The sequence below is a fragment of the Synechococcus sp. PCC 7336 genome (assembly GCF_000332275.1).
Taxonomy (GTDB): domain Bacteria; phylum Cyanobacteriota; class Cyanobacteriia; order Thermostichales; family PCC-7336; genus PCC-7336.
In genome coordinates this window covers 267,760-292,285 of sequence record NZ_CM001776.1, presented here as the reverse complement: position 1 = coordinate 292,285, position 24,526 = coordinate 267,760, and the positions used below count along the sequence as shown (strand labels likewise).

Here is a 24,526-nt window from a genome sequence, read left to right as displayed (position 1 = left end):
CGGGCTCAGAGATGCGATCGCCTCACCCCGTGCTTGGCATATACCCGCAGTCCGTCCGAGTACTGAATCGCCGGTTCCCCTTCAGCGTGGATGCGGTTGTCGCTGTCGACTAGCAGGTGCGTGGGGCGAGCGCAGACGAGGGCAACTCGCTCGAAGGGCAAGATCCAGCCACAATGTTCGATGAGATATTTGAGGGTAAACCATTTTTTCTCGTCGCGATCGCAATCGAGCACCGAAAAGAAAAAGTCCATAAAGCCGCAATAGGCCGCCCACAATTCTGGCTCCAGACAATTGAGTAACTGCAGGCCCTGCTCGTTGCTTAAAATGACTCCCCAAATTTCGTTCAGGCGATCGGTAACCTGTCTGCCCTCGGCATCGTAAGCCTGCACGTCAATCGGCAAGTCAAAAAACGAACTCGTTTGCTGAAAACCCAATTGCAAGAGCATTTTTGTCAGAGGTCGAATCCAGGGGAAGTGTTGTTCGAGGGCTCGACTGCCCCCCACTCCCCAAACCAAACCAATAAATTGCCGCACCGTAAAGTGCGTCCCAATTTGAGCCCCCACTAAAATTCCCAGTTGGCTGTAGGGAGAGACTTGCAATCGATCTAAGAGGGGTTTATCTAACTGTTGGCTCAGCTGACTCACCAAAGCTGCCAGCAGTTTGTCTTGCAACTGCGTTCCCACCGGTTGGCCGAGGCGAGAATCCTCGAGGTCGCCAATCGTCTCTTGCATGAAGTCTAAAAGCCGCTCGAAGCCTTCGAGCGGACTCGAACAGTGGATCGTCTCGGGCTCGCGATAGCCACTCAGAACATAGGCCATTTTGACTGCTTCGGCAGCCTTGTGGCGATCGCCTTCATGCCCTTTGAAGTGCTGTTGCTTCCAGCGATCGCGATAGCCAAATAACAGCGCTTCTTGTTCGAGGGTGAGGTGAGAAATATAGCGAGTCGGCATGTTAACGTTTGACAGGTAAAGTGTAAAACTGGTCCGTGAATCTACCTTAGCGCGATCGTCCGATCGGCGTCGCTGCCAGAGGGCATCGAAGCGGTCGAGTCTATGTTTCCCTGCAATTGTCTTGCCGAACGCGAACGTTCTCTGATGACTGACGTTGAGCGATCGCTTCACTAGATCGGCAGACCTGTTGCTTGAGTTCGGCGGTGTCGGTCTCTAGAATTGGAACTACATCTTAAAATTTGTGCGGCACAGTCAGGGAGGTTCATGTGAGCGATCGTCCAATTATTCTAGGTATCGTCGGAGACAGTGCTGCGGGTAAAACCACCCTAACTCGCGGGATCGCTCAAGTCTTGGGGCAAGAAAACGTCACTGCCATCTGCACGGATGACTATCACCGCTACGATCGCAAGCAGCGAGCTCAAATGGGCATTTCAGCCCTGCACCCCGACTGCAACTACCTCGACATCATGGAGGAGCACATTGCCCAGTTGCGCATCGGGCAATCGATCCTCAAACCCATCTACAACCACTCCACAGGCGAATTCGACCCGCCGGAATATATCAAGCCCTCCAAGTACGTCGTGATCGAAGGACTGTTGGGCTACTCCACCCGCAAGGCCCGCGACAGCTTTGATGTCAAGGTTTACCTCGCTCCTCCCGAAGAGCTGCGCTACACCTGGAAAATCAAGCGGGACATGCGCAAGCGCGGCTACACCGAAGAACAGGTGCGCGAGGCCCTGCGCAAGCGCGAGCCCGACTCCGAAGCTTACATTCGTCCTCAACGCCAGTGGGCAGATATGGTGGTGAGCTTCTATCCCCCCGAAGGAGATGCCAAGGTCAACGAGCTCTTGCTGAACGTCAATCTCGTCTTGCGTCCCACCATTCCCCACCCCGATTTCACTCATCTATTTGGCGAAGGCAGTGCCTTGGGCGATGCCATCCGTCTGGAATTGGCTCGCGATATGGGTAAGCCTGTGGACGTGTTGGCGATCGACGGTCACGCGACCCAAAACAAGGTGGTGGAGCTGGAGCATGTCTTGTGCAACGAGGTGCCGACGCTGGGTCAGTTCTGCAGTCTGGAAGGCAATCAAGAAGTCGGTAAGGTGGTCGGCACGACGGGTGAAGTCTTGCAGAGTTATCCGCTAGCTCTCACCCAATTACTGATTACCTATCACATGCTTAAAGCTTCGAGCATATATCAGTAGTTGAAGGTCAGTTTTCAGCTCAAAGAGGCTGAATAGACTGCCAATCGGGCCAAGAATCTCTGAGCTCCCCAATCGAAACCTTATTGAACGTGAGTTCGACAAGGGACCGGCCCCCATCCCCCATCCCCTAACCCCTTTCCCCCAACTCTGGGGGATGGGGAACTAAACTACAGATGAAGGGTTTCAGGCTATTTCTCCCCTCTCCCTGGGGAGAGGGGCCGGGGGTGAGGGCAATGCAGAGTCATCGAACTCAGGTCTAATCGCCCTTCCCTTGGCGCTGCTCTCGCTCCAACTCGAACCTGCGCCGCTCGATCCACTGTTGCAAAATCACTGTGGCCGCCGCTCGATCCACCAACTCCCGCTTGCCCTTGACCGAAATCCCTGCCGCCTGCAGATTCCAGCGGGCTTGCACGCTAGAGAGTCGCTCGTCCACATACTCCACCGGCAAGGGGATCTGGGCCGTCACCGATTTCATAAACCTCTTCACCTTGCGGGCCTGAAATCCAACGCTGCCGTTCATATTGAAGGGCAGGCCGACCACAAATCGCTGCGCCTGTCGCCGCTCCACCCACTGCTGCAGCGTAGCAATATCGGCTTGAACGTTTTGGCGATGAATGGTGGTCAGCCCCGTCGCAAACGAGCCCGTCCCGTCGCAGCCCGCCACGCCAATGCGGCGATCGCCCACATCCAATGCCAACACAGATATCCGTTCTCGCACCGTTTGAAGTTCCTCTGGCGATCGAAGGCTAGCAAGTGAAAAAAAGGGCGGCGATCGGCCACCCCAAATAAACTTTAACGTTAAGACTGCATTCGGAGCGATTCGAGGGCGCTAGTCGTAGTAACCCTTGTTGATGCGGTTCTCGAGGTAGTTGGCTCCTTCATCGTAGGCACCAGCCTTCAAGTTTTTCAGATTCGCTTCGAGCAATTGCTTTTCGGTATCGGTCAGACCTTCAATATCGAGGACATCGTCAATCTTGTCGTAGGGAGCGCCAAATATAATCTTTCGAGCCAAGGTGGGATAAAAACCGGGCAGTTCGCGGTAGGTGCGCAAGATATCGTAGTTCACATCCAGTGGAACCTCTAACTCGGCAACGGGAATGCCACTCACTTCTGCCGCACCTGCCTCGGCTAAAGCAGGCATCGGAGCCGTGAAGATCGAACTCAGACTGAGAATAATCGCTAGTGCGATCGTGACGAAACGAGACCAGCTAGTGTTTACGAGGCTTTTCATAATGCTATTTCTCCCTGACAGCAGCGGAATATAAAATGCGCAGAATTCATAAACGAGATTATCACTTGAGATTCCCCCTCTGACGAAAACTTTCCAGCTTTGCCACCTTTCAGCCCTATCAGTGAGAAATAATACTCATTTGCTTGCCAATGCCGACTGCACCCGCTCGGCAACTGCGCGGGCAGCCCCCTCAACAGCCACCTCTCGCGTCTCGCCCGTAGCGCGCTCGTTCAGCTCCATCTTGCCATCTTTGAGGCTGCGACCCGTCGTGATGCGGAAGGGAATTCCAATGAGCTCGGCGTCTTTAAACTTTACCCCCGCCCGTTCGTTGCGATCGTCTAGGAGCGTTTCAATCCCCAGCTCGGCGAGCTCGCTAGCGATCGCCTCTGCCGCCGCCATCTGGCTGTCATCTTTGATGTTGGGGACGACAACGACGCAATGGTAGGGGGCGATCGCCACTGGCCAAATAATCCCTTTATCGTCAAAGGATTGCTCGACTGCCGCCTGTGCCAGCCGCGATACTCCTACGCCATAACACCCCATCACCAAGGGCACGGTCTTGCCCTGCTCGTTGGTGAAGCTGGCCCCCATCGCCTCGGAATATTTCGTGCCCAACTGGAAAATATGGCCAATTTCAATCCCGCGAGCCGTCTGCAGCGTTTGGCTGGGATCGCGAACGGAGCGATCGCCTGCCACCGCCGTTTGGATATCCACCAGCTCGGGCAACTGGAACTGCTCTCCCCAGTTAGCCCCCACAACGTGATAATCTACCTCGTTCGAGCCGGTGACAAAGTTTTTCAGATCCGCAACCGTGCGATCGGCCAATCGGAAAAACTTGGGCTCTAGACCGTCAAGCTTGCGAATATAGTCATCCGGTAGCGCCGGGTCCATATAGCCCAACGGCAGCGGTTGAGCGGCCCACTGCTGCTGTATCGACTCATCCGGTACATCCAGCACCAGAATCGCGCTGCCAAACTGGCCCCCCAAACGCACCAACTCGTTCTGCAGCTTCACCTCATTCACATCCCGATCGCCGCGAATGCTGACTGAGACAAGCACAGTGGTGCCAGTGTCGTAAACCGCCCGATACAAAACGTTCTTAACGCTGTTGGTGGGGTCGCAGCCCAAATACTCGCACATGGAGGCAATAGTAGTGGTGCCGGGGGTTTCCCGCTTCTCAAAGGTCTGGAACGGAGAGGGCTTCGCTTCCGCTGGCAGCGACACCGCCTTCTCCACATTGGCGGCATATTGCCCGTCTTCGGTGTAAAGCACCTCGTCTTCACCCGCATCCGCCAACACCATAAATTCCTGCGAGCCAGCTCCGCCGATCGCCCCCGAATCCGCATCCACCGCCCGAAACTTCAGCCCGCAGCGGCTGAGGATGTTGCAATAGGCGTCATACATGTCTGCATAGGTTTGCTTCAGGCTGTCCTCGTCCGCATGGAAGGAATAGGCGTCCTTCATAATGAACTCGCGACCGCGCATGAGGCCGAAGCGAGGGCGAATTTCATCCCGGAACTTGGTCTGAATTTGGTAGAGATTTAACGGCAGTTGGCGATAGGAGCGAATCGTGTCGCGGGCGATCGCCGCAATCACTTCTTCGTGGGTGGGTCCCAAGCCCAATTCCCGATCTTGGCGATCGGTGAGGGCAAACATAATTCCTTCCGCCTTCGTGTAGGTATCCCAGCGCCCCGACTCTTTCCACAACTCCGACGGCTGCAACTGCGTCAGCAAACATTCCTGCGCCCTCTTAGCATTCATCTCTTCGCGGACAATTTGGGACACTTTCTGCAGCACCCGCCACATCAGGGGCAAATAGACATACAGGCCACTGCCCACTCGGCGAATGTAACCCGCCCGCACCAACAGCTTGTGACTGGGAATCTCGGCCTCTGCCGGATCCTCTCGCAGCGTCACAAACAACATTTGAGACAGTCGCGCCACTTGACTCATGAACCAAATTACTCGCCAATCCAGGGTTTCCGGCTGTTTCTCCCCTCTCCCTAGGGAGAGGGGCCGGGGGTGAGGGCCATGCAGAGTCATCCAACTCAGGTTAACGCCTAGGCCAACCCCCCCAACATCCACAGCCAGTGTAAGCGATCGTCTCTCGGCTACCGGTTTAAGACTCTGCTTTCCAATTTAAGACTCTGCTTTCCAATTTAAGACTCTGCTTTCCAATTTAAGACTCTGACAGGGAAGATTCTGGCAAGAAGTCGCGGCAAGCGGTCACGGGCGAATCCATGTAGCCCTGCAGGGCGCACCGATCGTTTTGGCAAGTGCCGCAATGGGCTTGCAACGCCCGCGTCAAGTGAATATCGGGATAGAGACTAATGCCTTGGCTGTTGAAAGCTTCCGCTTCGAACGAAGAGACTTTATCGGCAATCAAGATCGCGAGCTCCACCTGTTGGTGGACTCGGTTGCGATTGATGCGGGCTAGAGTTGTGGCAAAGTGAGTCACTTGGGGCTGAATTTCGACTAACACTTTGGCTGCGTGGCTGTGGAAGCAGGGAGGCTCGAATTCTGCAAAGGCGTCTTTATACTTTAGGGTTACAGTCCCGTTCGAAAATTGGGTCAAGCGAATGGTACGCAAAAACGGATGTGTGAACCGGCCTGCCGCATCGCTCGATAGCCACCAAGATTTGTAACTGGCGGAAGGAGGCATGCTCAAAATTTGGCGGGTCTGGCTGCTGCTAAAGCCAGCCGATCGCAACAGGGATTCTGCCTCAGCTACAGTAATTCTAGTCGCGAGGATGTAGCTATCCGATTGATAGCGGGTGTAGTAGCTGTAGTCGCGAGCATTCCAGCCGTAATCCACCGCCTCGCGATCGCGGGCATCTTGGACTGGTGGCAAGACGCATTCAATCCTTTCGTATTCCACAATGCCATCCACTGTTTGGTGCTCTGGGGCAGCGAGGCAGATGGCGGACGTAATTTTGCCGATTTGATGGGATTGGGCGATTGCTGGCTGGCAATTGGCCAACATCGAGCGAAGCAAGGTGTCATCGGCGATTGCGAGGGCAATTTGAATGCGATCGCGCAGCTTGAGGGCAGGGCGATCGGATTGAATGGAATGGGGAAAAGTCGGCGATTGTGGCACGATCCCAGGCGCTCCCAAGCTCACTCGATAGCAACAGTTACGATGTGTTGGTGGAATTTTGTGAATTCAATATTGAGAAGTTCGGCATTCTGTTGACTGTTTGTAAGCTACAAACAGTTTCGACTGAAGTTTTCCTCTCTACAAAAATAGCAAGTCGATCGTTGCTCCGAACGTAGAAAGAGAAAGGTATAGATTCTCTTCCAGTCTCTTGCTGTAAGGATTGCAGCGTCTAGACCTCGATAAAAGCGATCGCAGTTTCTGTAAGATTTTCTCTAGATTCAGGTTTATCTGGCGCTCGGGATTCAAGCGTGAAAGACTGTAACAATCCGTACAGTTTCTGGAAAACTATCGATAGCCTTGCAGTTGTTGTGACAGACAGGTGGGGTTTAACAGCAACAACCGATATCTGCCACCTGTATCCGCCGCTCAACTCCAGACAACGTCAGTTCGACCAGAGTCTGTCCCCTTACCCCTACGCTCCCGCTAAGCGTGGCATCAACCATAACTTTGGGCCAGAGGAATAAAATCTAGCCAAGATTTGCGGCTGCTTCTCCCCTCTCCCCAGGGAGAGGGGTTGGGGGTTAGGGCCATGCAGAGCGATCGAACTCAGGTCAGACAAGTTCCGATCGATGCGAACCTTCTAGGCGTTCCTCCCAAGCAGCCAGTTTGCCCCGTCAAAGCTGCTATTCAGTCGCTCGCGTCGCTTCATCCCCACTATCCAACTGCTGCAATAACTCGCCCAATGCCTCTTGCATGCGACCGTAAACAGCCCAATCCCCCTCCCGCTGAGCCTCGATCGCCCGCTCGTAAGTCTCTAACGCCTCGCGAATCTTTTGCCTCGCATCGCCATCCAAACTCCGAGTGTCCGAGCGCGGCGATCGCCCCTCAAAAACAGCGATCGTCTCCGGCTCGGTCTCGGGACCGAAGACTGCTGTTAGTGCCTCCGGCAGTCGATTGGCCATCACAATGCGATCGTCATAGGCCACAATCACTCGCTGCAACTCCGGCAGAGCCCCTTCCTCCGCACTGAGGAAAATCGGTTCCACATAGAGGAGCGATCGCTCGATCGGAATCACCAACAAATCCCCCCGAATCACCCGCGACCCCTGCTGACTCCACAACGTCAGTTGCTCGGAAATCTCAGGTGTTTGGTCGATGCGCGCCTCAATCTGACGCGGCCCAAAAATCAACTCCTGCCGGGGGAACTCGTACAACAACAATTTGCCGTACTGCTCCCCGTCCGATCGCGCCGCCATCCAAGCCACCATATTGCTCTTATCCAGCGGCGTAAACGGCCAAATGAGCACGAACTCCTCAGCCTCCTCTTCTGGCAACCGCATGATGACGTAATAGGGCTGCATCAACTGCTCCCCCGACTGAAAGACCTCTTTGGGAAAGCTCCACAGATCTTCGCCGTTATAAAACACTGCCGGATCGCTGATGTGATAGCTCAGGTATAGCTGCGATTGAATTTTGAACAGGTCGACAGGATAGCGAAAGTGCGCTTCGAGGGCCTCGGGCACATCAGCTCCATTGGCGAAAAGCGTCGGGAAGATCTTGCGGTAGGTGGCCAAGAGAGGATCGCGATCGTCGATCGCCCAAAACGTCATAGTGCCGTCATAAGCATCCACCACCACTTTGACCGAGTTGCGAATGTAGTTGCTCCCCTGCCGAAACATCTGGCCAATCGTTCCCTCCTCAAAAATGGCCGGTGAGCCGTCACTGCGCCACAGCGGTTCTGAATAGGGATAGCGACTGCTGAGGGTGTAGGCATCCACAATCCATTTCAAGCCTCCATCGATCGCCACAATATAGGGGTCGCTATCGAAAGAGAGAAACGGAGCGACTTGCCGGACGCGATCGCGAATGTTGCGGTGGTAGTGGATGCGGGAGTCTGCCGTGAGGGAGTTGGATGCGAAGGTATTCCAGCTATTGAGTTCGAGGGAATAGGCCAGCCGCCGATACCAAGGGGACAGAGGCACGCCACCGCGACCGCTGTAGCGATTTTTGGCAGTTTCGTCGCCAAGGGGATAATCAAATTCGTCGGAGGTGGCTCCGGTAAAGATGTAGTTATGGGTGACTTCGCCGTAGTAGATGCGGGGTTGGTCGATCTCGAGATCGACTTCGGTCACCGGAGGGATATTTCGAACGATCAATTCTGGCAACCCGTTGGGGCTCACTCGCGTCACCGGGCTCATCACCAAACCAAAACCGTGGGTGTAGTGCAAGCGCCGATTCACCCAAGTTTGAGCCTTTGGAGCCAATTTCGAGGCGTCCACCTCGCGGGGGGCCAACATCACCTGTTGGTAAGTCCCGTCGAGGGTGTAGCGATCGACATCTACATCGCTGAAGTGATAGTAAGGCCGAATTTCTTGTAGTTGGCGATAGGTACTCAACAGCGGTCGGTAGTCCCACAACCGAATATTGCCGACAGTGAGTTGATTGCGATCGAGCACCTCTCGCGTCAGCTCTGCCTCGACTGGATAAGCCCGCGAGTCTACATCCTCTAAGCCATAGGCTGCTTGAGTAAACGCGATATTGTGAGCCACATAGGGCATTTCTTCAGTCAGCTCGTTGGGCTCTACCACAAACCGCTGCAAGATAGGGGGATAGAGATTCGCGAGCGACAGCAGCACAAAATAGACGAGCGCACAGCCTACTGGCAGCAGGGGCGATCGCTGCCACAGCGACACCAGCAAAATGCCCGAGAGGATAGCAGTGAGGATGCTGGCCATTGCCTGGAGAGGCAAGCGCGCGTTCACATCGGTAAAACCAGCCCCAAACACCACCCCCTCGGGGGAATACAGCAGGTCGTAGCGCTGCAGCCAAAAATAAATCGAGAGCAGAATGGCGATCGCGGCCAATAGCAAACTAATGTGAAATTTAGCCGGACGACTGACCATCGATTGCCAGTTGCGCCGGGGATCGATATCTCCTTCTAGCCCATAAAGGGCAAGCACCAAGAGCAGGGAGCAGACAAACAGCCCTGCCAACCACTGCACTCCCCCCTCGTACAGCGGCAGTTGAAAGACATAAAATCCAAGATCCAAGCCAAAGATAGGATCGGTTTGCTGAAAGGGGGTGGCATTGAGGGCTTTGAGAATGGTTTCCCAACTCTGCACCGATAGCGTTGCAGCGACAGAGGCCACCGCCACCACCCCCAGCGCCATCGCCATCCGAAACAGTAAATATTCCGTTCGAGCTAAACGCCGTTCGAGCGGCAGAGGAATATCGCGCGGTTGCGTCCACCGCTTAGCCAGCCAATAATTTCCCCCCAATCCCAGCAGGTAAATCGCAAACGCCGCACACCAAATGCCCACCTGCCAAGTGGCACGAGTCCAGAACACGGGGGCAAAACCCACCGCCTCGAACCACCACAACTCGGCGAGCAGGTGCAAGAGGGGGCGACCGAACAGCGCGATCGCCACAATTGCGACGAGAACAGAAACAGCGATCGTTTGCCAGCGACGAGACATTGCGATTGCAACCACTTCTCTGAAAGGACCCGAGCGTTACGCTCATCTGTACATTGTCCCAGCAGCGGTGTATTTAGCCGCAGTCTTAACCGCGCGAAAACTCAGCCTTGACAGCCTGCTCGCGCGCATTGCGAGGAAAAGACGAAGGACGCTACTCGGACAAGCTCCCTTTCTCCAGCAATAAGCCAGCCGTTAAACGATGCTCCAGTCCCGACAGCCGTCCATCTCTACTTCAAACGGCGGAAGATAGCACACAACCGCGACGGATTGGAGATTCTGGCCTTGAACATGAAGTTGGGCGGAATATTGATGATGGCATATTCCCGAGATGTAAAATATTCTGCGAACTCGGGCGAGATACCCCTAGGTGTGCCGGGGCCGTGGGGAACCGGCTGAAACAGAATCCCCGTAAACTCTACCTTCTGGGCTTCAATCTGCCCAGCAACTTGACCTAAAAAACCATCACTTTCGAGCAGCCCAAATAGCACCTTCTGAGCTTCAGTTTCGAGGGCGAAACTGGTGTCGAAATTATTGATAATACGCAACTGAGCCATTTTCACTTTTGTTTCGTAAATGCTTCCCGCTTAAAACTTATCACCGTACAAAACGATGCGCCACCCAAAAACGAACAGTCACACAACGTAACTTTCTTTATGTGATGGTTTAAGCCATATCTCCAGAATATACCAAGTGCCAGAGGAAAATCACATTAGCTACATAAAGTGAATTTAAGTTAAAAAAAATCTCGTTCCGATACGAGATGCACAGGTCATTTTCTCCAATAAGCCCAAAAAAAATCATGCGATGCCCTTAGACCGATCGATTTGCTATGAAATGCTCTCCGTGCTCGAATTAGCAAAATCTTCTGGATTGGCAATCCTCACGAGAAAGATTTCGTATCAAACAAATCAAGACACTCTTTTTTCGAGTAAATTTATTGTATCTCATGTTCGGAGTTAGGATTGACATCAAATACCTTAGAGATTGTTCGGGCCGTTGCCTGAGAGACCGCCTAGCGACCGTCCGGCGAGGCACCTCTGCGCTCGATTGGGATGCGGTTCTTTGAAAGTCGGTAGGCCGTTCCAGGCCAAAGCCCTCCCAACTGCTTGGGGATCGCAAAAGGCATCGATTCTTGCTAGAAATACTGTTGAGAAGTTTTAACCATCCGAAATGTTAGCATGGCCGATTTGAAGTTCCCAATTGCAGAGAGTGCGCAGGTGGCGGTTCGACCCTCTAGGAACTGGACTTCGCGGCGGCTGCGGTATTTTTTCTTGCGATTGGTGCGCATGCGCGGCACTCCTGCCGAAATTGCCCGAGGGGTAGCGATTGGAGTGTTTGCAGGCATGTACCCGTTTTTTGGCCTTCAGACAATTCTATCGGTGGCGATCGCCACTGTGTTGCGGGGCAATCGGCTGGCGGCTGCCGCCAGCACCTGGATCAGCAATCCATTCACCTACCTGCCGATCTATGCATTTAATTTTCAGGTGGGTCACTGGGTGTTGCAGTCAGATGTTTCCTTTAAATTTACGAGGCAATCGCTACACCGAGTTTTGCAACAGAGTACAGGTCTCGCGGTGGTAATGGTGGTGGGATGCACGGTGGTCGGGGGAGTATTTGCGGCGATCGCCTACTGTTTGACCTTACCCCTAGTACGCTATTCCAGACGGCAGCTTCGCCTAGGCCGAAGACGCTCGTAGCTTTGGCGCCAAGTATCCCGAGGGACTAGCAATTCCAGCCCAAAAAGTACTAAGAAAAATTACAAATCTGAGAATATCTCGATGTAAACTTGCAAATACTTGAGGTTATTCCATAAGGTCATAGTAGTTCAAAACCTTTCTCAATATTCTTTTAAATACGGCCCTAGGATTGCGATACTCTAGGGCCATTTACCATTGGGATAATCCAATCGCAGTAGCTTGGAGCTCTACGCCTCAATCCTAGGGGGATGGGTTGTCGCGTTTGTCCAATCCCAGTGGAGCACCTCTCTGCAGCCAAACGCCACTTGAGATTCTCCCCAACCTGCCGCTTAATGGGGCTGGAGTGTGTGCGGGCAAAAATGCGGGTAATTGTGGCGGGGTATTACGGGTTTGGCAATGGTGGCGACGAGGCTCTGCTATTGAGTGTCTTGCAAATGTTGCCAGCCAAGGCGGAGCCGATTGTGTTGTCCCAACGACCTTTACACACAGAGCAACAATATGGCGTGAAGGCGATCGATCGCTGGAATGGATGGCAGGTGCTGCGCCTATTGCGATCGGCGGACGTGTTTATCTGGGGTGGGGGGAGTTTGATGCAGGACAGCAGTAGTTGGCGCAACCCGCTGTATTACGGCGGGCTCATGGGCTTAGCTCAACTCTTGGGGCTGCGAACGGTAGCCTGGGCTCAGGGAATCGGCCCGTTGCAGTGGAGGTGGACCCGTTGGCTGGCGCGGCACTGTCTTCAGGGGTGTACGGCGGTGAGCGTGCGCGATCGCGCCTCTGCTGCGCTGCTCGATCGTTGGAATATTTCCTATACCCTTGCCCCCGATCCCGTCTGGGCACTCGCAGCGAAAGACTATTCCTCCACTTGGCCCGAGTTGGCGATCGCGATCGTGCTGCGCACTCATCCCCTACTCACCTGCGAGCGCCTTGCGGTGCTACAACAAGCTCTCGTGCAACTGCAAGTTGCCACCAAGGCACATCTAGTGCTCATGCCCTTTCAAAGCTCCGATCTGGGCATTGCACAACAACTCCACGCAGCGATGTCCTCAACCGCACAGATTGTTTGCGTTGACGATCCCCGCCAACTGAAAGGAGCGCTTCGACAGGTCGAATTGGCGATCGCCATGCGCCTGCACGGTCTGATCTTGGCTGCGGCAGAGGGGGTGCCAGTTTTCGGCCTCAGCTACGATCCCAAGGTGACCCAACTGCTCGAAGAGCAAAATCTGCCGGGGTACGAGCTCTCGGACTTACCGACCGATCCAGCCGAGATCGCTCGCAATTGGCTCGCCCAGTTTGGACAGCAGGGATTGGATGGCGAGCGGCGAGAGGCACTGCAACAACGGGCGCTCCTCCACCAGCAGGTCCTGGAACGGGTGTGTAGTGCCAGCTCTGTTAGCGATGAATGAGTGGGACACTCGCTAATTCGGGGACCAGATGACGAGACGGCAAAGTTATCGAGAAAGCGATCGCGAATATTCTTCTGTCGCAGTTGCCACCCGCGATCGTATTTTCCCCTGTTTTTTCACTCTCTATTGTCTTACTGTAAACGCTCTTCTCTTAGGCCAATACCCCAAACCCTCAGCAAGCTCCGACACCCAGCGGTAAAGCCTCCAGTAAAGTCGATTGTCTGGAACAGGGTGAGCCACTGCAGCGATTTGAGGTCGCAATTGCGGTACTTGAGTGGAACGATACGATCTTCATATCTCGGGTCTTGCAGGGCAAAGGCAACTTCTCTTCTTACCCACATTGAATCGATAGCATCGGGGGAGAGGAGCACTACAAACCAGTCACAACGTTGTAGCGCACTCAGAATCCCACTCTGCCATTGCTGAGCTCCCACGATATTCTCTGGGCTGAAGAATAGGGGAACGCCGTGATACGTTAAAGCAGTAGCAAGACGCTCAGCCATTGCCCGATCTTGATTTGAATGGGAAAGGAATACCTCGATTGGTGGCATCGATCATTCCGCTAAAGAGCGTACTTTCTCAATCACCTGTTGCCAGTCTTCTTCACGCCCTTTCCATTCAATAGGATTCAACTTTCGAAGAATCCACGGTACGTCTGAAGAAATCTCGCTCTTGGGATCTAAGAAAATAGGAATCAAGCGGCCTTTGTATTGGTCTGCTGTCAATGCGTACTGAATTTCCTCTTTCAACCACTCTGACTCAAAGGCATGCGGAGAGATAAGTACTACCATGAGCTCCGACTCTTCAAGGGCCTGCCCCATTTTCTGAGCCCAGTTATCACCAGGAAGGATCTCGTTTTCTGGCATCCATACTCTGAGGCCAGCTTCCGAGAGTCGTTGTGTTAACTTCCGAGCAATTGGCGTGTCTTTGCTAGAATGACTAATAAAAACTTGCATATCGCTACCATAAGCGATCCTTTATGAGTCTTCAAGCTATCAATCTTCAACCGACGCACAAACCATTGGGCAGAGCATACGCATGAGATGGCATCATAATCTTCTCGCGGTCGGATATTGGAGAGGTCACAGCTCGTAGTTTGGACTTCAATACCCCCGATCGGTTGCTGGAACTTTAGGCAGGGGCTATTCGTGGCACCCTAGTGCTGGCATTCCGCTGACCGATGGCGGTTAGCTGCTCGCTAGTTTGGAGACCAGATGACCACGACGGCAAAATTATCGAGAAAGCGATCGCGAATATTCTTCTGTCGCAATTGCCAAGCATCGGAGTTAGAAATCACGAGATCGTAGCCGCGCGTACCCTTGGCCGAGATCTCGAGCGGTCGCTCCCCAATGCGATTGTGTAAGCTGCGAGCCAGATCTTCACTCGTGACAAACAGGGCTGTTCCCTCAGACGACACGAAAGAAGCATTGAGATTGCGATTGGCTGTTGGCGTCGTGTAGACCTGATTGCCATCGGGATCGAACAGCCGCATGGACATGCTGGGGATAAAGTCCAGTTCTCGGGCGTCCACAATCAGCCCAGTGACTTCGGGAATGTATTCCACCTGCCTGCGGAGCTGACCCGTACCGCCCCCTCCGTCACCTGCTCCATCTCCAGTACTGCTGCCAGTACCGACACCACTGCCAGCTCCCCCATTGCTGCCATTGCCCGTCTGAGTCCCCAGGCTCTCTCCCGTACCTTCCTGCCCGTTACTGCCGAGGCCATTCCCTTCGCCAGCACTGCGACCGCCGCCACTTCCCTCCTGCTGGATGCCGAGATCGAGTTCGAAGAGCGGATCGGCGCTGGCAGTTGTCGGATCTTCTGAAACATCATCCGCCTCGACACCGACTTCAGCAGTCTCGCTCTCCCCCTGTTCCCAGTCCGCGAGTGGGTCGCCTGCTGGCAAAGCTCTACGCTGAAGATTGCCCACCTGCGATTCCACCTGGATAGTGGCGGTTTCGGGGGAAGGCTCTGATTGGGCGAAGGCGCGATCGCCATGCGTCTGCGAAGGGAAATTGCCCCCCGCGAGGATTGAAACCCCGAGAATTCCAGCAAAAGTAAGGCGGACAGACAGTTGCAGGGAGTCAGACATGATACAAGTACGGGGGAGAGGTCGCTCCCACACTTGACTAGCGCTCCCATCGAGCGGTGCTAGGGGGTGTGGGGTGGGTACAGTTAACTATTCCTTAGGGAAGCTCGCTTCTCCTCATGTTATCGACTCTATTTTTAGTTGGGGTAGGCGCAAGACCGCAATTTTACGGGAGCCTTCTCGGCCTGCAGTCAGCGACACTCATTGTAGTTTTAGCCGGCTTCAGGCATTGGGCGGGCTCCATTTGAGATAGGTTCGCACATGGCAGACAGTTTGGACGCGTCCGTTGGAGTGGTGGTGGTGGAAGATAGCGCCTACACCAGGGCAGTCTTGAGGGCTGCATTAGAGCCTGCCGAAGGGATTAATTTATTAGCCGAGTCCACCACCGCACAGGAGGGTCTGGAGGCGATCGCCCGCCATTGTCCCGAGATTGCCATTTTGAATATTGGCTTGCCCGACATGGATGGCATCGAACTGACTCGGCAGGTGAAGGCGGCATTGCCCGAGACGCGGGTGCTGATCTTGACCGGTAGCGATCGCGAAGAAACGGTATTGGCGGCCTTTGGGGCTGGGGCTGATGCCTATTGCTGCAAGGACGTGTCGGCGGACAAGTTGCTCGATGCGCTGCAGCAGATGCAGGAGGGCAATGCCTGGATCGATCCGGCGATCGCCCATATTGTCTTGGATGGCTTGCGGGAGAGTGGAGCCACAGAACCCGACAAAATTGAAATTGCGGCTGCCGATGCCGAGTTGGCCGAGATGTTAGAGACGTGGCCTCTGACCGAACGAGAGTTGGAGGTGTTGGAAAAAATCGTTGACGGTCGCAGTAATGCGGATATTGGCGAAATCTTAGGCATTGGCTTGGGGACTGTCAAAACCCACGTTCGCAATATTCTGAATAAGTTATGTGCCAACGATCGCACCCAAGCTGCCGTGCGGGCATTGCGGGCGGGGCTAGTGAAATGAGGTTCATTCAGCCTAAATGGCGGGCTTGGTAAATCCACTGGCTCACCTGCGCCACTGACGGACAATTGCGGACCGATCTCAGGGTCGAGACGTGCAGGCGTTGAATGAGGCGGTGTAGTTGCGGTGCTGAGGCTGCGCTCAGGTCGGTGACAGACAGCATGCCAGCGTGAAGTAATAAACCACAATACTGACAGCCTACTGCGGGCAGGCGAGCCAGATCTGCCATTGCCAGCCAGCGATTCAGCCGTTCGACTTTGGTTTGCAACTGTGCCGCTACGGTCGTCTTATGACAATTGCCAGACTGCGCCACGTTCAAGAGATCTGCCGTTGTGACAAGGCCAAAGTGTTTCAGCTTTCTGCGATCGGAGGCATTCAGCCCCGGTAACTGTTCGATGGGCCAATATTGAGCGGAGAGATCGGGCACGGGCTTGCGGTGAGGGGGAGGGAATGGGTGGAGCCAAATCGTAGCGCATTTTGGCGATCGCGACATCCCAGAAATAGTTCAATTCGAGCGGGGAAAATCGATTGCCCTGCCGGTGTCGGGCGCATCTCTGCAAATTAAAATTCCGGTTCCGCCAGAGCGTGAGGATCGGCTCCCTGCCCGATCGCAAACCGAAATGACTCGGCAGGCGTCTTTGCCGAGCGAGTGGCAAACAAAATTGCCGCACTCGCCACCAATCCAGCCGCAATACAGAACAACGCCCGATAGCCCCACCAATCCGCCGCTTGTCCCAACAACAGCCCCGCACAAGCCAGTCCCACATCAAACCCACCCAGACACAGCCCAAATAACCGACCCCGCTCGTGAGGATGGGAGCGATCGCCCATCAACGCCGACATCATCGGAATCAAAATGCCAAATCCAGCCCCCTGAAAGCTGCCCGCCAAGAGCACCTGCGCGGGCGATTGGGCGCTGGCTAGAATCAGCAGGCCGAGGCTGGTAAAACACAGTCCCAACGTAATAAAGATGCCGCGACCGATGCGATCGCTAGCTCGACCGACTCCCAAACGCATCCCAAACGTGACGATCGCCGAAGCTAGGTAAAACAATCCCGGATTAATCCCCAATTCCCCATCGCGAACGAACAGGGGCATAAAGGCCGTGAGCGAGCCAAACGATAGACCGACACTGAGCATGACCGAGGTGGGAGTCATCAAACGGGGCTGGCCCAAAAGACTCCAAAAGCGATCGTCAATGGCTGGCTTCGGCTGGCCCGAGACAAACGGGGCCTCTTGCACGAAGGTCGCCAAGATTAACCCCAGCCCTCCCAAGCTAGCGGCGACGAGAAAGAGAGAATTGAAGCCCCCCCACTTCAGCACGTATCCCCCGATCGCCGGTCCTAACATCAGAGCAATCGGATTGACGAGACTCATATTGCCGATGACAGTACCTCGAAATTGAGGCGGAGCGATATCGGCCACCAAAGCAACATAGGCAGTGGCGAAGGCAGCAATACTGATGCCGTGCCCCGCACGCACGAGAGCCACCCCGCCGAGAGATTTGATGAATAAATAGCCAATCGGGGCGATCGCCGCTGCCACTAGGCCGATAAAGAGCACGAGCTTGCGCCCCCGCCGATCGGCCAGCGGCCCCAGCCAAGGACGGGAGCAAACCAACCCGATCGCAAAGCAGGACATCACCAAACCTACCTGGCGATCGCTCGCCCCCAGATGGTCGAGGTAAAGGGGCAACGTGGGCAGCAGGCAAGTGATACTGCCCCAAAACAGCATCCCCGACACAAACATTGCGCTCAGGACAAGCTGAATTTTGCGATCGAGCTGTAGACCTTGGGTCACGATATCCTCCCAGCTCGTGCTTGCCGATCGCGCAGAGTTTGGACGAGTTCGGCGGTTTGCCGGGTAGAGACGAGAGCATTGGCACAGAGAATGCCGGAGGCAGCCACGGCGGGAACCCCAATCCCCGGCATCGTGCTATCCCCTGCTCGATAGAGGCCGCGAATGGGCGTTTGGCAACCGGGGAACGTGCCTGCTCCTGCAGCAATGGCTGGACCGTAGGTACCGCGATCGCGTCTCAAAAAGCGAGCGTGGGTGAGAGGGGTACCGATGAGTTCCAATTGCACGCGATCGCGAATATTGGGAATGACTTTCTTTAAAGCTCGATACAGCACCTGGACGCGCGATCGCTTCTTCTCTTCATAGCCTTCGCCATAGGTCCAGCCCTCAAACGGTTCCAGAGTATAGGCGTGAATGGCGTGGCAGCCGGGAGGAGCCATGCTGGTATCCCAGACCGTAGGGATAGAAATCATACAGGTGTTACCCGGTGCAGCAATATCGCCATCCCCAACGACGACGTGATGGCCGCTTAAACCCTCCAAACCCTCGGCGCGGATGCCGAGATGGAGGTGCATAAAACTATGAACGGCGGGAGTTTCTAAAGCTGCTTGGCGATCGCGTTCTGGCAAATGCTTCGGATCGATCAGCGTCGCGTAGGTATCCCAAACGGTGGCATTGGAAATAACCGCGTCAGCCTCGATCGCCTCGCCACTCTGCAGCCTCACGCCAACTGCTCTTCCGCCCTCAACCTGGATTTCGCTCACATGCGATCGCAAGCGCAGCTTTCCACCCCATTTTTCCAACCCCCGCACCAACGCAGCCACAATCGCGCCACTGCCGCCAATGGGATAGTCAATGACAGAGCGATCGCGTTCTCCATACATAAAGGCCATTTCGGGGGTAACTGTGCCGTGGGCTTTGAGGCCCGAGAGCAAAAAGCATTCCAAATCGATCGGGCGGCGCACCCAGCGATCGCGCACGTAGCGATCCATGACTTGACCCACCGATCCCTGTATTGCCCCCAATTGAGGCAGCAGTTTAGCCAGCGCGGGCAAATAGTTCTGCATTAAGACCGGGAACACCTGCCAATCTCCCCGCAGGTGCAATGCGGGCACGCCGCTGAGAACATCGTAGAGTCGCAACAGGCGAGCTTCGAATTGGGCCAACTCCCTTGCCCCTTGGGGAGTGACTGCGGCAACAGCCTCGCGATACTTTGACAAATTGCTGTAGACGGGGAAAGAGCCTTCGGGGAAATGGTAGTGACCGAGGGGGTCGTAGGCGATCGCAGCAACGGACTCGTCGAGGACATCCAAGACTTGACGCAGGGGATTGAGGCTATGGGGATCGCTCAGACCTGCAAAAAACGATGGCCCCGAATCAAAGCAGTAGCCTTCCCGTTCGAAGGCGTGGGCGGCTCCTCCAGGAATAGTATGGCTTTCGCAAACAGTGACGTTCCAACCATAGCGGGCTAATAGGGCCGCCGAGACCAATCCGCCAATTCCACTGCCGATCGCGATGGCGTCTCGGGTACTCATAACCTCGCTCGCTAGAATAGACCTGTTACAAAGCGTAACACTGTCCCCAGAGAGAACTCGTTCTATCGGGATGATTGCGGTTATTCACATGCCCTGCAAAGCAGTTCATAAATTTTCCCTCGGGAGACAGATAGTGAAGGGTTCAATAGGATATAACCGATTCATTCCCACAACAGGAGCAAAGCGATGTCTGGCGCAAGCAAAAGGATAAAGGGAATTGCGATCGGGGTGGCGATCGCCGGATTGATGCTGGCGGCCTGCGGCTCTACGACATCGGAGGTAACCGCAGAGGCTCCAATTGAAACCGAAAGCCAAGTGACGCAAGAGCCAGGAGTCGATCGCCGCCAGGAGACGAGGGGGCAGATGACGCCGGAGCGGTTGGTGGCGATCGTGGAGTCGCTGGCGGAGGACGTCAGCTCTGGAAATGGCGGGCTGCAGTTGACCTATGAAGGGGTGCAGATGGTGGTGATGTGGGATGAGTCCCACGATCGGATGCGGATTTTTTCACCCGTTGCCGATGTCGCGCAGTTGTCGGAGCGGGAAGGACAAATTTTACTAGAGGCCAATTTTCACCGGACACTGGATGCCCGTTATGCCACCAGTCAGGGGGTGTTGTATGCGACGTTCATCCATCCGCTGTCGCCATTGGATGACGAGAGTACGCGATCGGGGATTCGTCAGGTGGCGGGTCTAGTACAGAACTTTGGCACGACCTATTCCAGTGGCGAGTTGACGTTTGGCGGCGGTCAGCCCGAGGTCGCGCCGGAAGGATTTTTGTAAGGGCGATCGCCCCACAGGATTTTGATTGATTGAAGCCCTGGTAGTGCGTGGATTTCTCGATGGGGGCGGTGGGACTTGAACCCACACTCCATATAAGTGGAAACGGATTTTAAGTCCGCAGCGTCTACCATTCCGCCACGCCCCCGCGAAGCGAAGACGATTATAGCTCAGTTCCGAGCCCCACCCGCGATCGCCCCCAGATGCACCTGTCTGAAGAAAGCTTGTGTTGGAGATTAGACTTAGCTCAGTTGGCCCTATCAATAGCGTACTGGCGCTATCCTGAGCCCAGTCAGTGGGGCATACTTAGCAAAATCGGTATACTCTATCGGGATACATGCGATCGATCGGTCCCTGTGGCGATCGCTCAATGGAATTGCCTCCACAAGAAGTTGCACGAACCAGAAAACCTATGACTCAATCGATTTCTCGCCCTGCCTCTTCTCCAACCAATCTCGACTACAGCATCGAGCAAGCCGTAATCGAACGCTACGAGGCTGGCGCGCAAGCTCCTCAACCATCGCTTTGCTGCCCGACTGACTACGAAGGCAATTACCTGGCCATTCTGCCTCAGGAAATTATCGAGAAAGATTATGGTTGCGGCGATCCCACCCGTTTTGTCAATGTCGGCGAAACCGTTGTCGATTTAGGCTCGGGCGCAGGCAAGAATTGCTATATTCTGGCCCAAAAGGTAGGGGCTGAAGGCCGCGTCATTGGGGTGGATTTTAACGACGAGATGTTGACTCTGGCTCGCAAGTACGTCGATCCGATGGCTCTAAAACTGGGCTACAGCAACACGCAGTTTGTCAAAGGTAAAATTCAGGACCTGGGCCTGAGTCTCGATCTCGTAGCTGCTTGGTTGAGGGAGCACCCTGTCAGCGATTTGGAGGGGGTAGCGGCCTACGAGGCAGAATGCGATCGACTGCGGCGGGAGATTCCCTTAGTGGAGAGCGACAGTGTAGACGTGGTGATTTCTAATTGCGTGCTCAATCTGGTGCGCCCCGAAGACAAGCAGCAACTGTTTGGCGAAATCTTTCGGGTGTTGAAGCGGGGCGGTCGAGCAGTAATTTCCGATATCGTCTGCGATGAAACCCCGACTGCCGAAATCTTGAACGACCCCGAGCTGTGGAGTGGCTGTATTGCCGGAGCCTTTCGGGAAGATGAATTTTTAGCTATGTTCGAGCAAGCCGGATTTTACGGCGTCGAGATTTTAGTGCAGCAGTCAGAGCCTTGGCAAACGATCGACGGCATCGAGTTCCGTTCCGTGACGGTGCGGGCCTTCAAAGGCAAAGAAGGGGCTTGCTTGGACTGCAAGCAAGCGGTGGTTTACAAAGGTCCCTGGAAGTCCGTGCAGGACGATGACGGTCACACCCTCTATCGAGGGCAACGGATGGCGGTATGCGCTAAGACCTTTGACATTTATACCTCACCCCGAGGGCCTTACAGCCCGGATGTGATTGGTTTGGAACCTTACGACCCAGTCCCGCCAGACTCAGCCCCCGAGTTTAACTGCGCCATCAATGCCATTCGCGCTCCGCGAGAGATGAAAGGGGCGGACTATACTGTTACCTCCACTGCCGAACCTACATCCTGCTGCGAGCCCCAGTCCAGTTGTTGCTAACAGGCGATCGCTACTTTCGCCGAGCTTAGTGGACTGCCTCGCGATCGAGGGTGGCAAAAATAGCCTGTAAAATCTCAGTCGCCCCCTGCTCCCGCAGCAGGTGAGCCAGTTGAATGCCCACGGCTTCGGGATCTTCTGCCGACCCGATCGCACGATCGCGAATCAGTTGCTGGCCGTCCAAGCTGGCCACCATGCCCGTCAACTGGAGGCGATCGCCTGCGGCATCGGCAATGACTTCACTATTCACTCCAATCGGTACCTGACAGCCCCCCTCTAACTGGCGCAAAAACGCCCGCTCGGCCAAACAGCGACGGGTGGAGTCCGCATCCACCAAGGATTGCAAAACTGCCAATACCTCTTCGTCGCCAGCACGGCACTCAATCCCCAGCGCCCCCTGTCCCACCGCATGCAGGGAAACTTCTGCCGGCAACTTCTGGGAAATGCGATCGCCCATCCCCAAGCGTTCCAACCCTGCCACCGCCAGAATAATAGCGTCGTACTGCCCCTCGTCGAGCTTGCGCAGGCGGGTGTTGAGGTTGCCGCGAATGTCTTTAAAGCTGAGTTGGGGATAGTGGTGGCGCAGTTGGGCCAGACGGCGCAAAGACGAGGTGCCGACGACAGAGCCTTCTGGCAGGGCATCGATGCTGGCTCCTGCATGCTTGGCATGTAACACCAAAGCGTCCGCCGGGTTTTCGCGGGCGGTAATTCCCCCCAACATCAACCCTTCTGGCAAATGAGTGGGCAAATCTTTGAGGCTGTGGACGGCAAAGTCTGTCTGATGTTGCAACATGCCCACCTCTAGTTCTTTGGTGAACAGCCCCTTATCGCCAATCTTGGCCAGTGCCACATCCAGAATGATGTCCCCCTGAGTTTCCATTGTGACCAACTCGAAGCTGCAGTCGGGATGGAGTTTTTGCAATTCCGACTGCACCCAGCGAGATTGCACTAGGGCCAGTTCACTTTTGCGGGAGCCAATTTTAAATGTGCGGGCCATATCTGCAAGGGAAAAAAAGCGGCATCTCTCAGGCTAACGCAGTTGGATCGCCCCCTCCATAACAATTCTTGAAGAAGTGCAATGTTGCGAGATGCGAGTACAATTTGACTGCCTCCACGAGCTGTCTGCCGGTCAACCTCCATTACGATCCTATCGATTTTCCGATCGCCGTCGATATAGCCACTAGACCAAATCCGGCGATCGCCAATCCAATTGCGACGGCCCGAGCAAACAAAGCTACACCCACAGCTCCTTTCCCAATCTCGCGTTGGCTCTATCCTAGGGAGCTCTCTTGCCAGGGTAAATATTGGATCTGAGCTAGAACGAGCAGAATTTCTAAGAATCGAAGAATTTTTTCTGAAAAATACTTATATAATGTCAGTTCGACAAGTGTTTGGCCCCCATCCCCTAGCCCCTTCCCCCAGAATTGGGGGAAGGGGAACAGAACCGTAGATTGCGGGTTTGAGGCTGTTGCTCCCCTCTCCCAAGTTTACGGCTGACGCCACGCTTCGCGAGGGGAGAGGGGCCGGGGGTGAGGGCAATGCAAAGCCATCGAACTCAGGTTTATATGCTTCTGAATTTTTACGTTTCTCGCTTGAGCAATTCTTCTAGGCGCTCCACCAGAGGAGGGAGATTGGCCCGATAGCGGCCCTGGGTAAATGCCAGGATCTTGTTAGCAGCATCGAGCATGTGGTGCAGTCGAACATTGCCAGACTTGGACATAGAGCACTTCAGCTTCGTCCAGAACGCGATCTCGAAAATAGCAGCTTAGGTCTTGCAGTGGATTTAGATCGACCGTCCGCCCCAACAGCTCGGATAACTCTACTAAAGCAAATCTAGCTCCCTGCAAGTCAAGTTGTCAGATGCTGTCTTAAAAATCCAGTGTACGTTCGAGAACAGGTATGTAGGAATGCTTCAACGGGGAGCAGTAGGGTAACACTTCAAGCAAGGACAGATCCCATAAAAAATCTTACCCTTAGGTTTAATGCTGCTGCGTCACCCTACCTATATTTCCAGTCGCTTTAATCCACTCGCGTCAAAGCAATGCTCCGCTTACCCAGTTTGAGCGTGAATTCATCTCCAGGTTCCAAACCCATTTCTTTGGTGTAAACTGCTCCAATCAATAAATTACCATTCTTGTGGACCGAAGCCTTATAGCTAGCCTCGCGACCTCGACCGCCTTTATCGGGTGCAGCCTCGAACTCTACGCCTTCAGCCTCCAACAGAGCGCCGTAAAAAGCCATCAAATTGATGCGCTCTTGACCGTTTTTCGTTTTGCTGATGTAACCACAAGCCTTAGCAATGTCCTTTTTATCCGCTCCTTGCATTTCTTTGACTTTGTCTTGAAGAGCCTGACCGATGAGAGGTTGTTTTTTTGTCTTAGAAGCCATGTTGAGTCGTTTCCTATATAGAAGTATTGCTTGTCTTCTCGAACACCAATCGACATGTTGTTTACAAGACTAACCTGTTTTGAGCTCTTTTCAACTACTGCGAGCAGGATACGATCGCCTTTCGACAGGAGTGAGCCGAGTTAGCTTTTCAAGAGTGAGATTGGAGCGCATTGTTCGGAACGGAAGTAGAGTTGCTTCTGAAGCTTCCTCCTCTAACAGATAGTGGCTGCATCTACAATGGCTTCACTCAATTCAGAACTCCTTCAACTAGCACGCGAATTTTATTTCCAATACCTC

At 54.5% G+C, this 24,526-nt stretch carries 22 protein-coding genes and 1 tRNA gene; 6 read left to right on the top strand and 17 right to left on the bottom strand.

Going from position 1 to position 24,526, the window contains the following annotated elements:
• Window positions 1–5: 5 nt before the first annotated feature.
• A complete protein-coding gene (locus SYN7336_RS01470; protein ID WP_017324140.1) occupies window positions 6–950 on the bottom strand; it encodes a DUF6745 domain-containing protein in 945 nt (314 codons plus the stop codon).
• Between the two features lie 266 nt (window positions 951–1,216).
• Between SYN7336_RS01470 and SYN7336_RS01465 the strand changes: the two genes are divergently transcribed.
• Window positions 1,217–2,155 (top strand): phosphoribulokinase, encoded by a 939-nt coding sequence (locus SYN7336_RS01465; protein WP_017324139.1) that lies wholly within the window; start codon window positions 1,217–1,219, stop codon window positions 2,153–2,155.
• 256 nt (window positions 2,156–2,411) lie between these two features.
• On the opposite strand, the gene ruvX is transcribed toward SYN7336_RS01465, so the two are convergent.
• The 6 genes from ruvX to SYN7336_RS01435 form a co-directional block, all read right to left on the bottom strand.
• Window positions 2,412–2,873 (bottom strand): Holliday junction resolvase RuvX, encoded by a 462-nt coding sequence (gene ruvX / locus SYN7336_RS01460; protein WP_017324138.1) that lies wholly within the window; start codon window positions 2,871–2,873, stop codon window positions 2,412–2,414.
• 111 nt (window positions 2,874–2,984) lie between these two features.
• Window positions 2,985–3,386 carry a photosystem II complex extrinsic protein PsbU gene (gene psbU / locus SYN7336_RS01455; protein WP_017324137.1) on the bottom strand — a complete coding sequence of 134 codons (402 nt, stop codon included), beginning with the start codon at window positions 3,384–3,386 and terminating at the stop codon, window positions 2,985–2,987.
• Between the two features lie 135 nt (window positions 3,387–3,521).
• A complete protein-coding gene (proS, locus tag SYN7336_RS01450; RefSeq protein WP_017324136.1) occupies window positions 3,522–5,339 on the bottom strand; it encodes a proline--tRNA ligase in 1,818 nt (605 codons plus the stop codon).
• Between the two features lie 226 nt (window positions 5,340–5,565).
• Window positions 5,566–6,483, bottom strand: a complete 918-nt coding sequence (locus SYN7336_RS01445) for a hypothetical protein (protein ID WP_156819974.1) — start codon at window positions 6,481–6,483, stop codon at window positions 5,566–5,568.
• A gap of 683 nt (window positions 6,484–7,166) precedes the next feature.
• Entirely contained in the window at window positions 7,167–9,959 is a 2,793-nt protein-coding gene (locus SYN7336_RS01440; RefSeq protein WP_017324134.1) for a UPF0182 family protein, read from the bottom strand.
• Between the two features lie 227 nt (window positions 9,960–10,186).
• Entirely contained in the window at window positions 10,187–10,513 is a 327-nt protein-coding gene (locus tag SYN7336_RS01435; protein ID WP_017324133.1) for a hypothetical protein, read from the bottom strand.
• A 624-nt stretch (window positions 10,514–11,137) separates the two neighbouring features.
• Between SYN7336_RS01435 and SYN7336_RS23940 the strand changes: the two genes are divergently transcribed.
• Window positions 11,138–11,656, top strand: coding sequence for a DUF2062 domain-containing protein (locus tag SYN7336_RS23940; RefSeq protein ID WP_071590720.1), 519 nt, complete (start codon window positions 11,138–11,140; stop codon window positions 11,654–11,656).
• A gap of 275 nt (window positions 11,657–11,931) precedes the next feature.
• Window positions 11,932–13,062 (top strand): polysaccharide pyruvyl transferase CsaB, encoded by a 1,131-nt coding sequence (gene csaB / locus SYN7336_RS01420; RefSeq protein WP_227498578.1) that lies wholly within the window; start codon window positions 11,932–11,934, stop codon window positions 13,060–13,062.
• Window positions 13,063–13,193: 131 nt separating this feature from the next.
• Here the strand turns inward: csaB and SYN7336_RS01415 are convergent, their stop codons facing one another.
• From SYN7336_RS01415 to SYN7336_RS23935, 3 genes are all read right to left on the bottom strand, one after another.
• A complete protein-coding gene (locus SYN7336_RS01415) occupies window positions 13,194–13,613 on the bottom strand; it encodes a toll/interleukin-1 receptor domain-containing protein (RefSeq protein WP_026100594.1) in 420 nt (139 codons plus the stop codon).
• A 3-nt stretch (window positions 13,614–13,616) separates the two neighbouring features.
• Window positions 13,617–14,018 (bottom strand): toll/interleukin-1 receptor domain-containing protein, encoded by a 402-nt coding sequence (locus SYN7336_RS01410; protein ID WP_017324127.1) that lies wholly within the window; start codon window positions 14,016–14,018, stop codon window positions 13,617–13,619.
• A gap of 242 nt (window positions 14,019–14,260) precedes the next feature.
• Window positions 14,261–15,154: a hypothetical protein gene (locus SYN7336_RS23935; RefSeq protein ID WP_017324126.1), complete on the bottom strand. Its 894-nt coding sequence runs from the start codon at window positions 15,152–15,154 to the stop codon at window positions 14,261–14,263.
• 258 nt (window positions 15,155–15,412) lie between these two features.
• Here SYN7336_RS23935 and SYN7336_RS01400 point away from each other — a divergent pair, with 258 nt between their 5' ends.
• On the top strand, window positions 15,413–16,117 hold the full coding sequence (locus SYN7336_RS01400; protein WP_017324125.1) for a response regulator transcription factor: 705 nt from the start codon (window positions 15,413–15,415) through the stop codon (window positions 16,115–16,117).
• Window positions 16,118–16,124: 7 nt separating this feature from the next.
• On the opposite strand, the gene SYN7336_RS01395 is transcribed toward SYN7336_RS01400, so the two are convergent.
• The 3 genes from SYN7336_RS01395 to SYN7336_RS01385 all read right to left on the bottom strand — a co-directional run bounded on the left by SYN7336_RS01395 (window position 16,125) and on the right by SYN7336_RS01385 (window position 19,446).
• Window positions 16,125–16,541, bottom strand: a complete 417-nt coding sequence (locus SYN7336_RS01395; RefSeq protein WP_017324124.1) for a DUF4332 domain-containing protein — start codon at window positions 16,539–16,541, stop codon at window positions 16,125–16,127.
• Between the two features lie 134 nt (window positions 16,542–16,675).
• Complete coding sequence (locus SYN7336_RS01390) at window positions 16,676–17,914, bottom strand: MFS transporter (RefSeq protein WP_017324123.1); 1,239 nt, start codon at window positions 17,912–17,914, stop codon at window positions 16,676–16,678.
• Window positions 17,911–19,446, bottom strand: a complete 1,536-nt coding sequence (locus SYN7336_RS01385; protein WP_017324122.1) for an NAD(P)/FAD-dependent oxidoreductase — start codon at window positions 19,444–19,446, stop codon at window positions 17,911–17,913. The genes SYN7336_RS01390 and SYN7336_RS01385 overlap by 4 nt, the downstream gene beginning before the upstream one ends.
• 186 nt (window positions 19,447–19,632) lie before the next feature.
• On the opposite strand from SYN7336_RS01385, the gene SYN7336_RS23930 reads away from it, so the two are divergent.
• Entirely contained in the window at window positions 19,633–20,226 is a 594-nt protein-coding gene (locus SYN7336_RS23930; RefSeq protein WP_156819972.1) for a type III secretion system chaperone, read from the top strand.
• A gap of 60 nt (window positions 20,227–20,286) precedes the next feature.
• Here the strand turns inward: SYN7336_RS23930 and SYN7336_RS01375 are convergent.
• Window positions 20,287–20,371 (bottom strand) — tRNA-Leu (locus SYN7336_RS01375).
• Between the two features lie 264 nt (window positions 20,372–20,635).
• Here SYN7336_RS01375 and SYN7336_RS01370 point away from each other — a divergent pair.
• Entirely contained in the window at window positions 20,636–21,844 is a 1,209-nt protein-coding gene (locus SYN7336_RS01370) for a methyltransferase domain-containing protein (RefSeq protein WP_038025662.1), read from the top strand.
• A gap of 25 nt (window positions 21,845–21,869) precedes the next feature.
• On the opposite strand, the gene hemC is transcribed toward SYN7336_RS01370, so the two are convergent.
• The 3 genes from hemC to SYN7336_RS01355 form a co-directional block, all read right to left on the bottom strand.
• Window positions 21,870–22,838, bottom strand: a complete 969-nt coding sequence (gene hemC, locus SYN7336_RS01365) for a hydroxymethylbilane synthase (protein ID WP_017324119.1) — start codon at window positions 22,836–22,838, stop codon at window positions 21,870–21,872.
• 582 nt (window positions 22,839–23,420) lie between these two features.
• A complete protein-coding gene (locus SYN7336_RS30345) occupies window positions 23,421–23,561 on the bottom strand; it encodes a hypothetical protein (protein WP_017324118.1) in 141 nt (46 codons plus the stop codon).
• 299 nt (window positions 23,562–23,860) lie between these two features.
• A complete protein-coding gene (locus SYN7336_RS01355; RefSeq protein ID WP_017324117.1) occupies window positions 23,861–24,229 on the bottom strand; it encodes an AbrB family transcriptional regulator in 369 nt (122 codons plus the stop codon).
• Window positions 24,230–24,526: the final 297 nt, after the last annotated feature.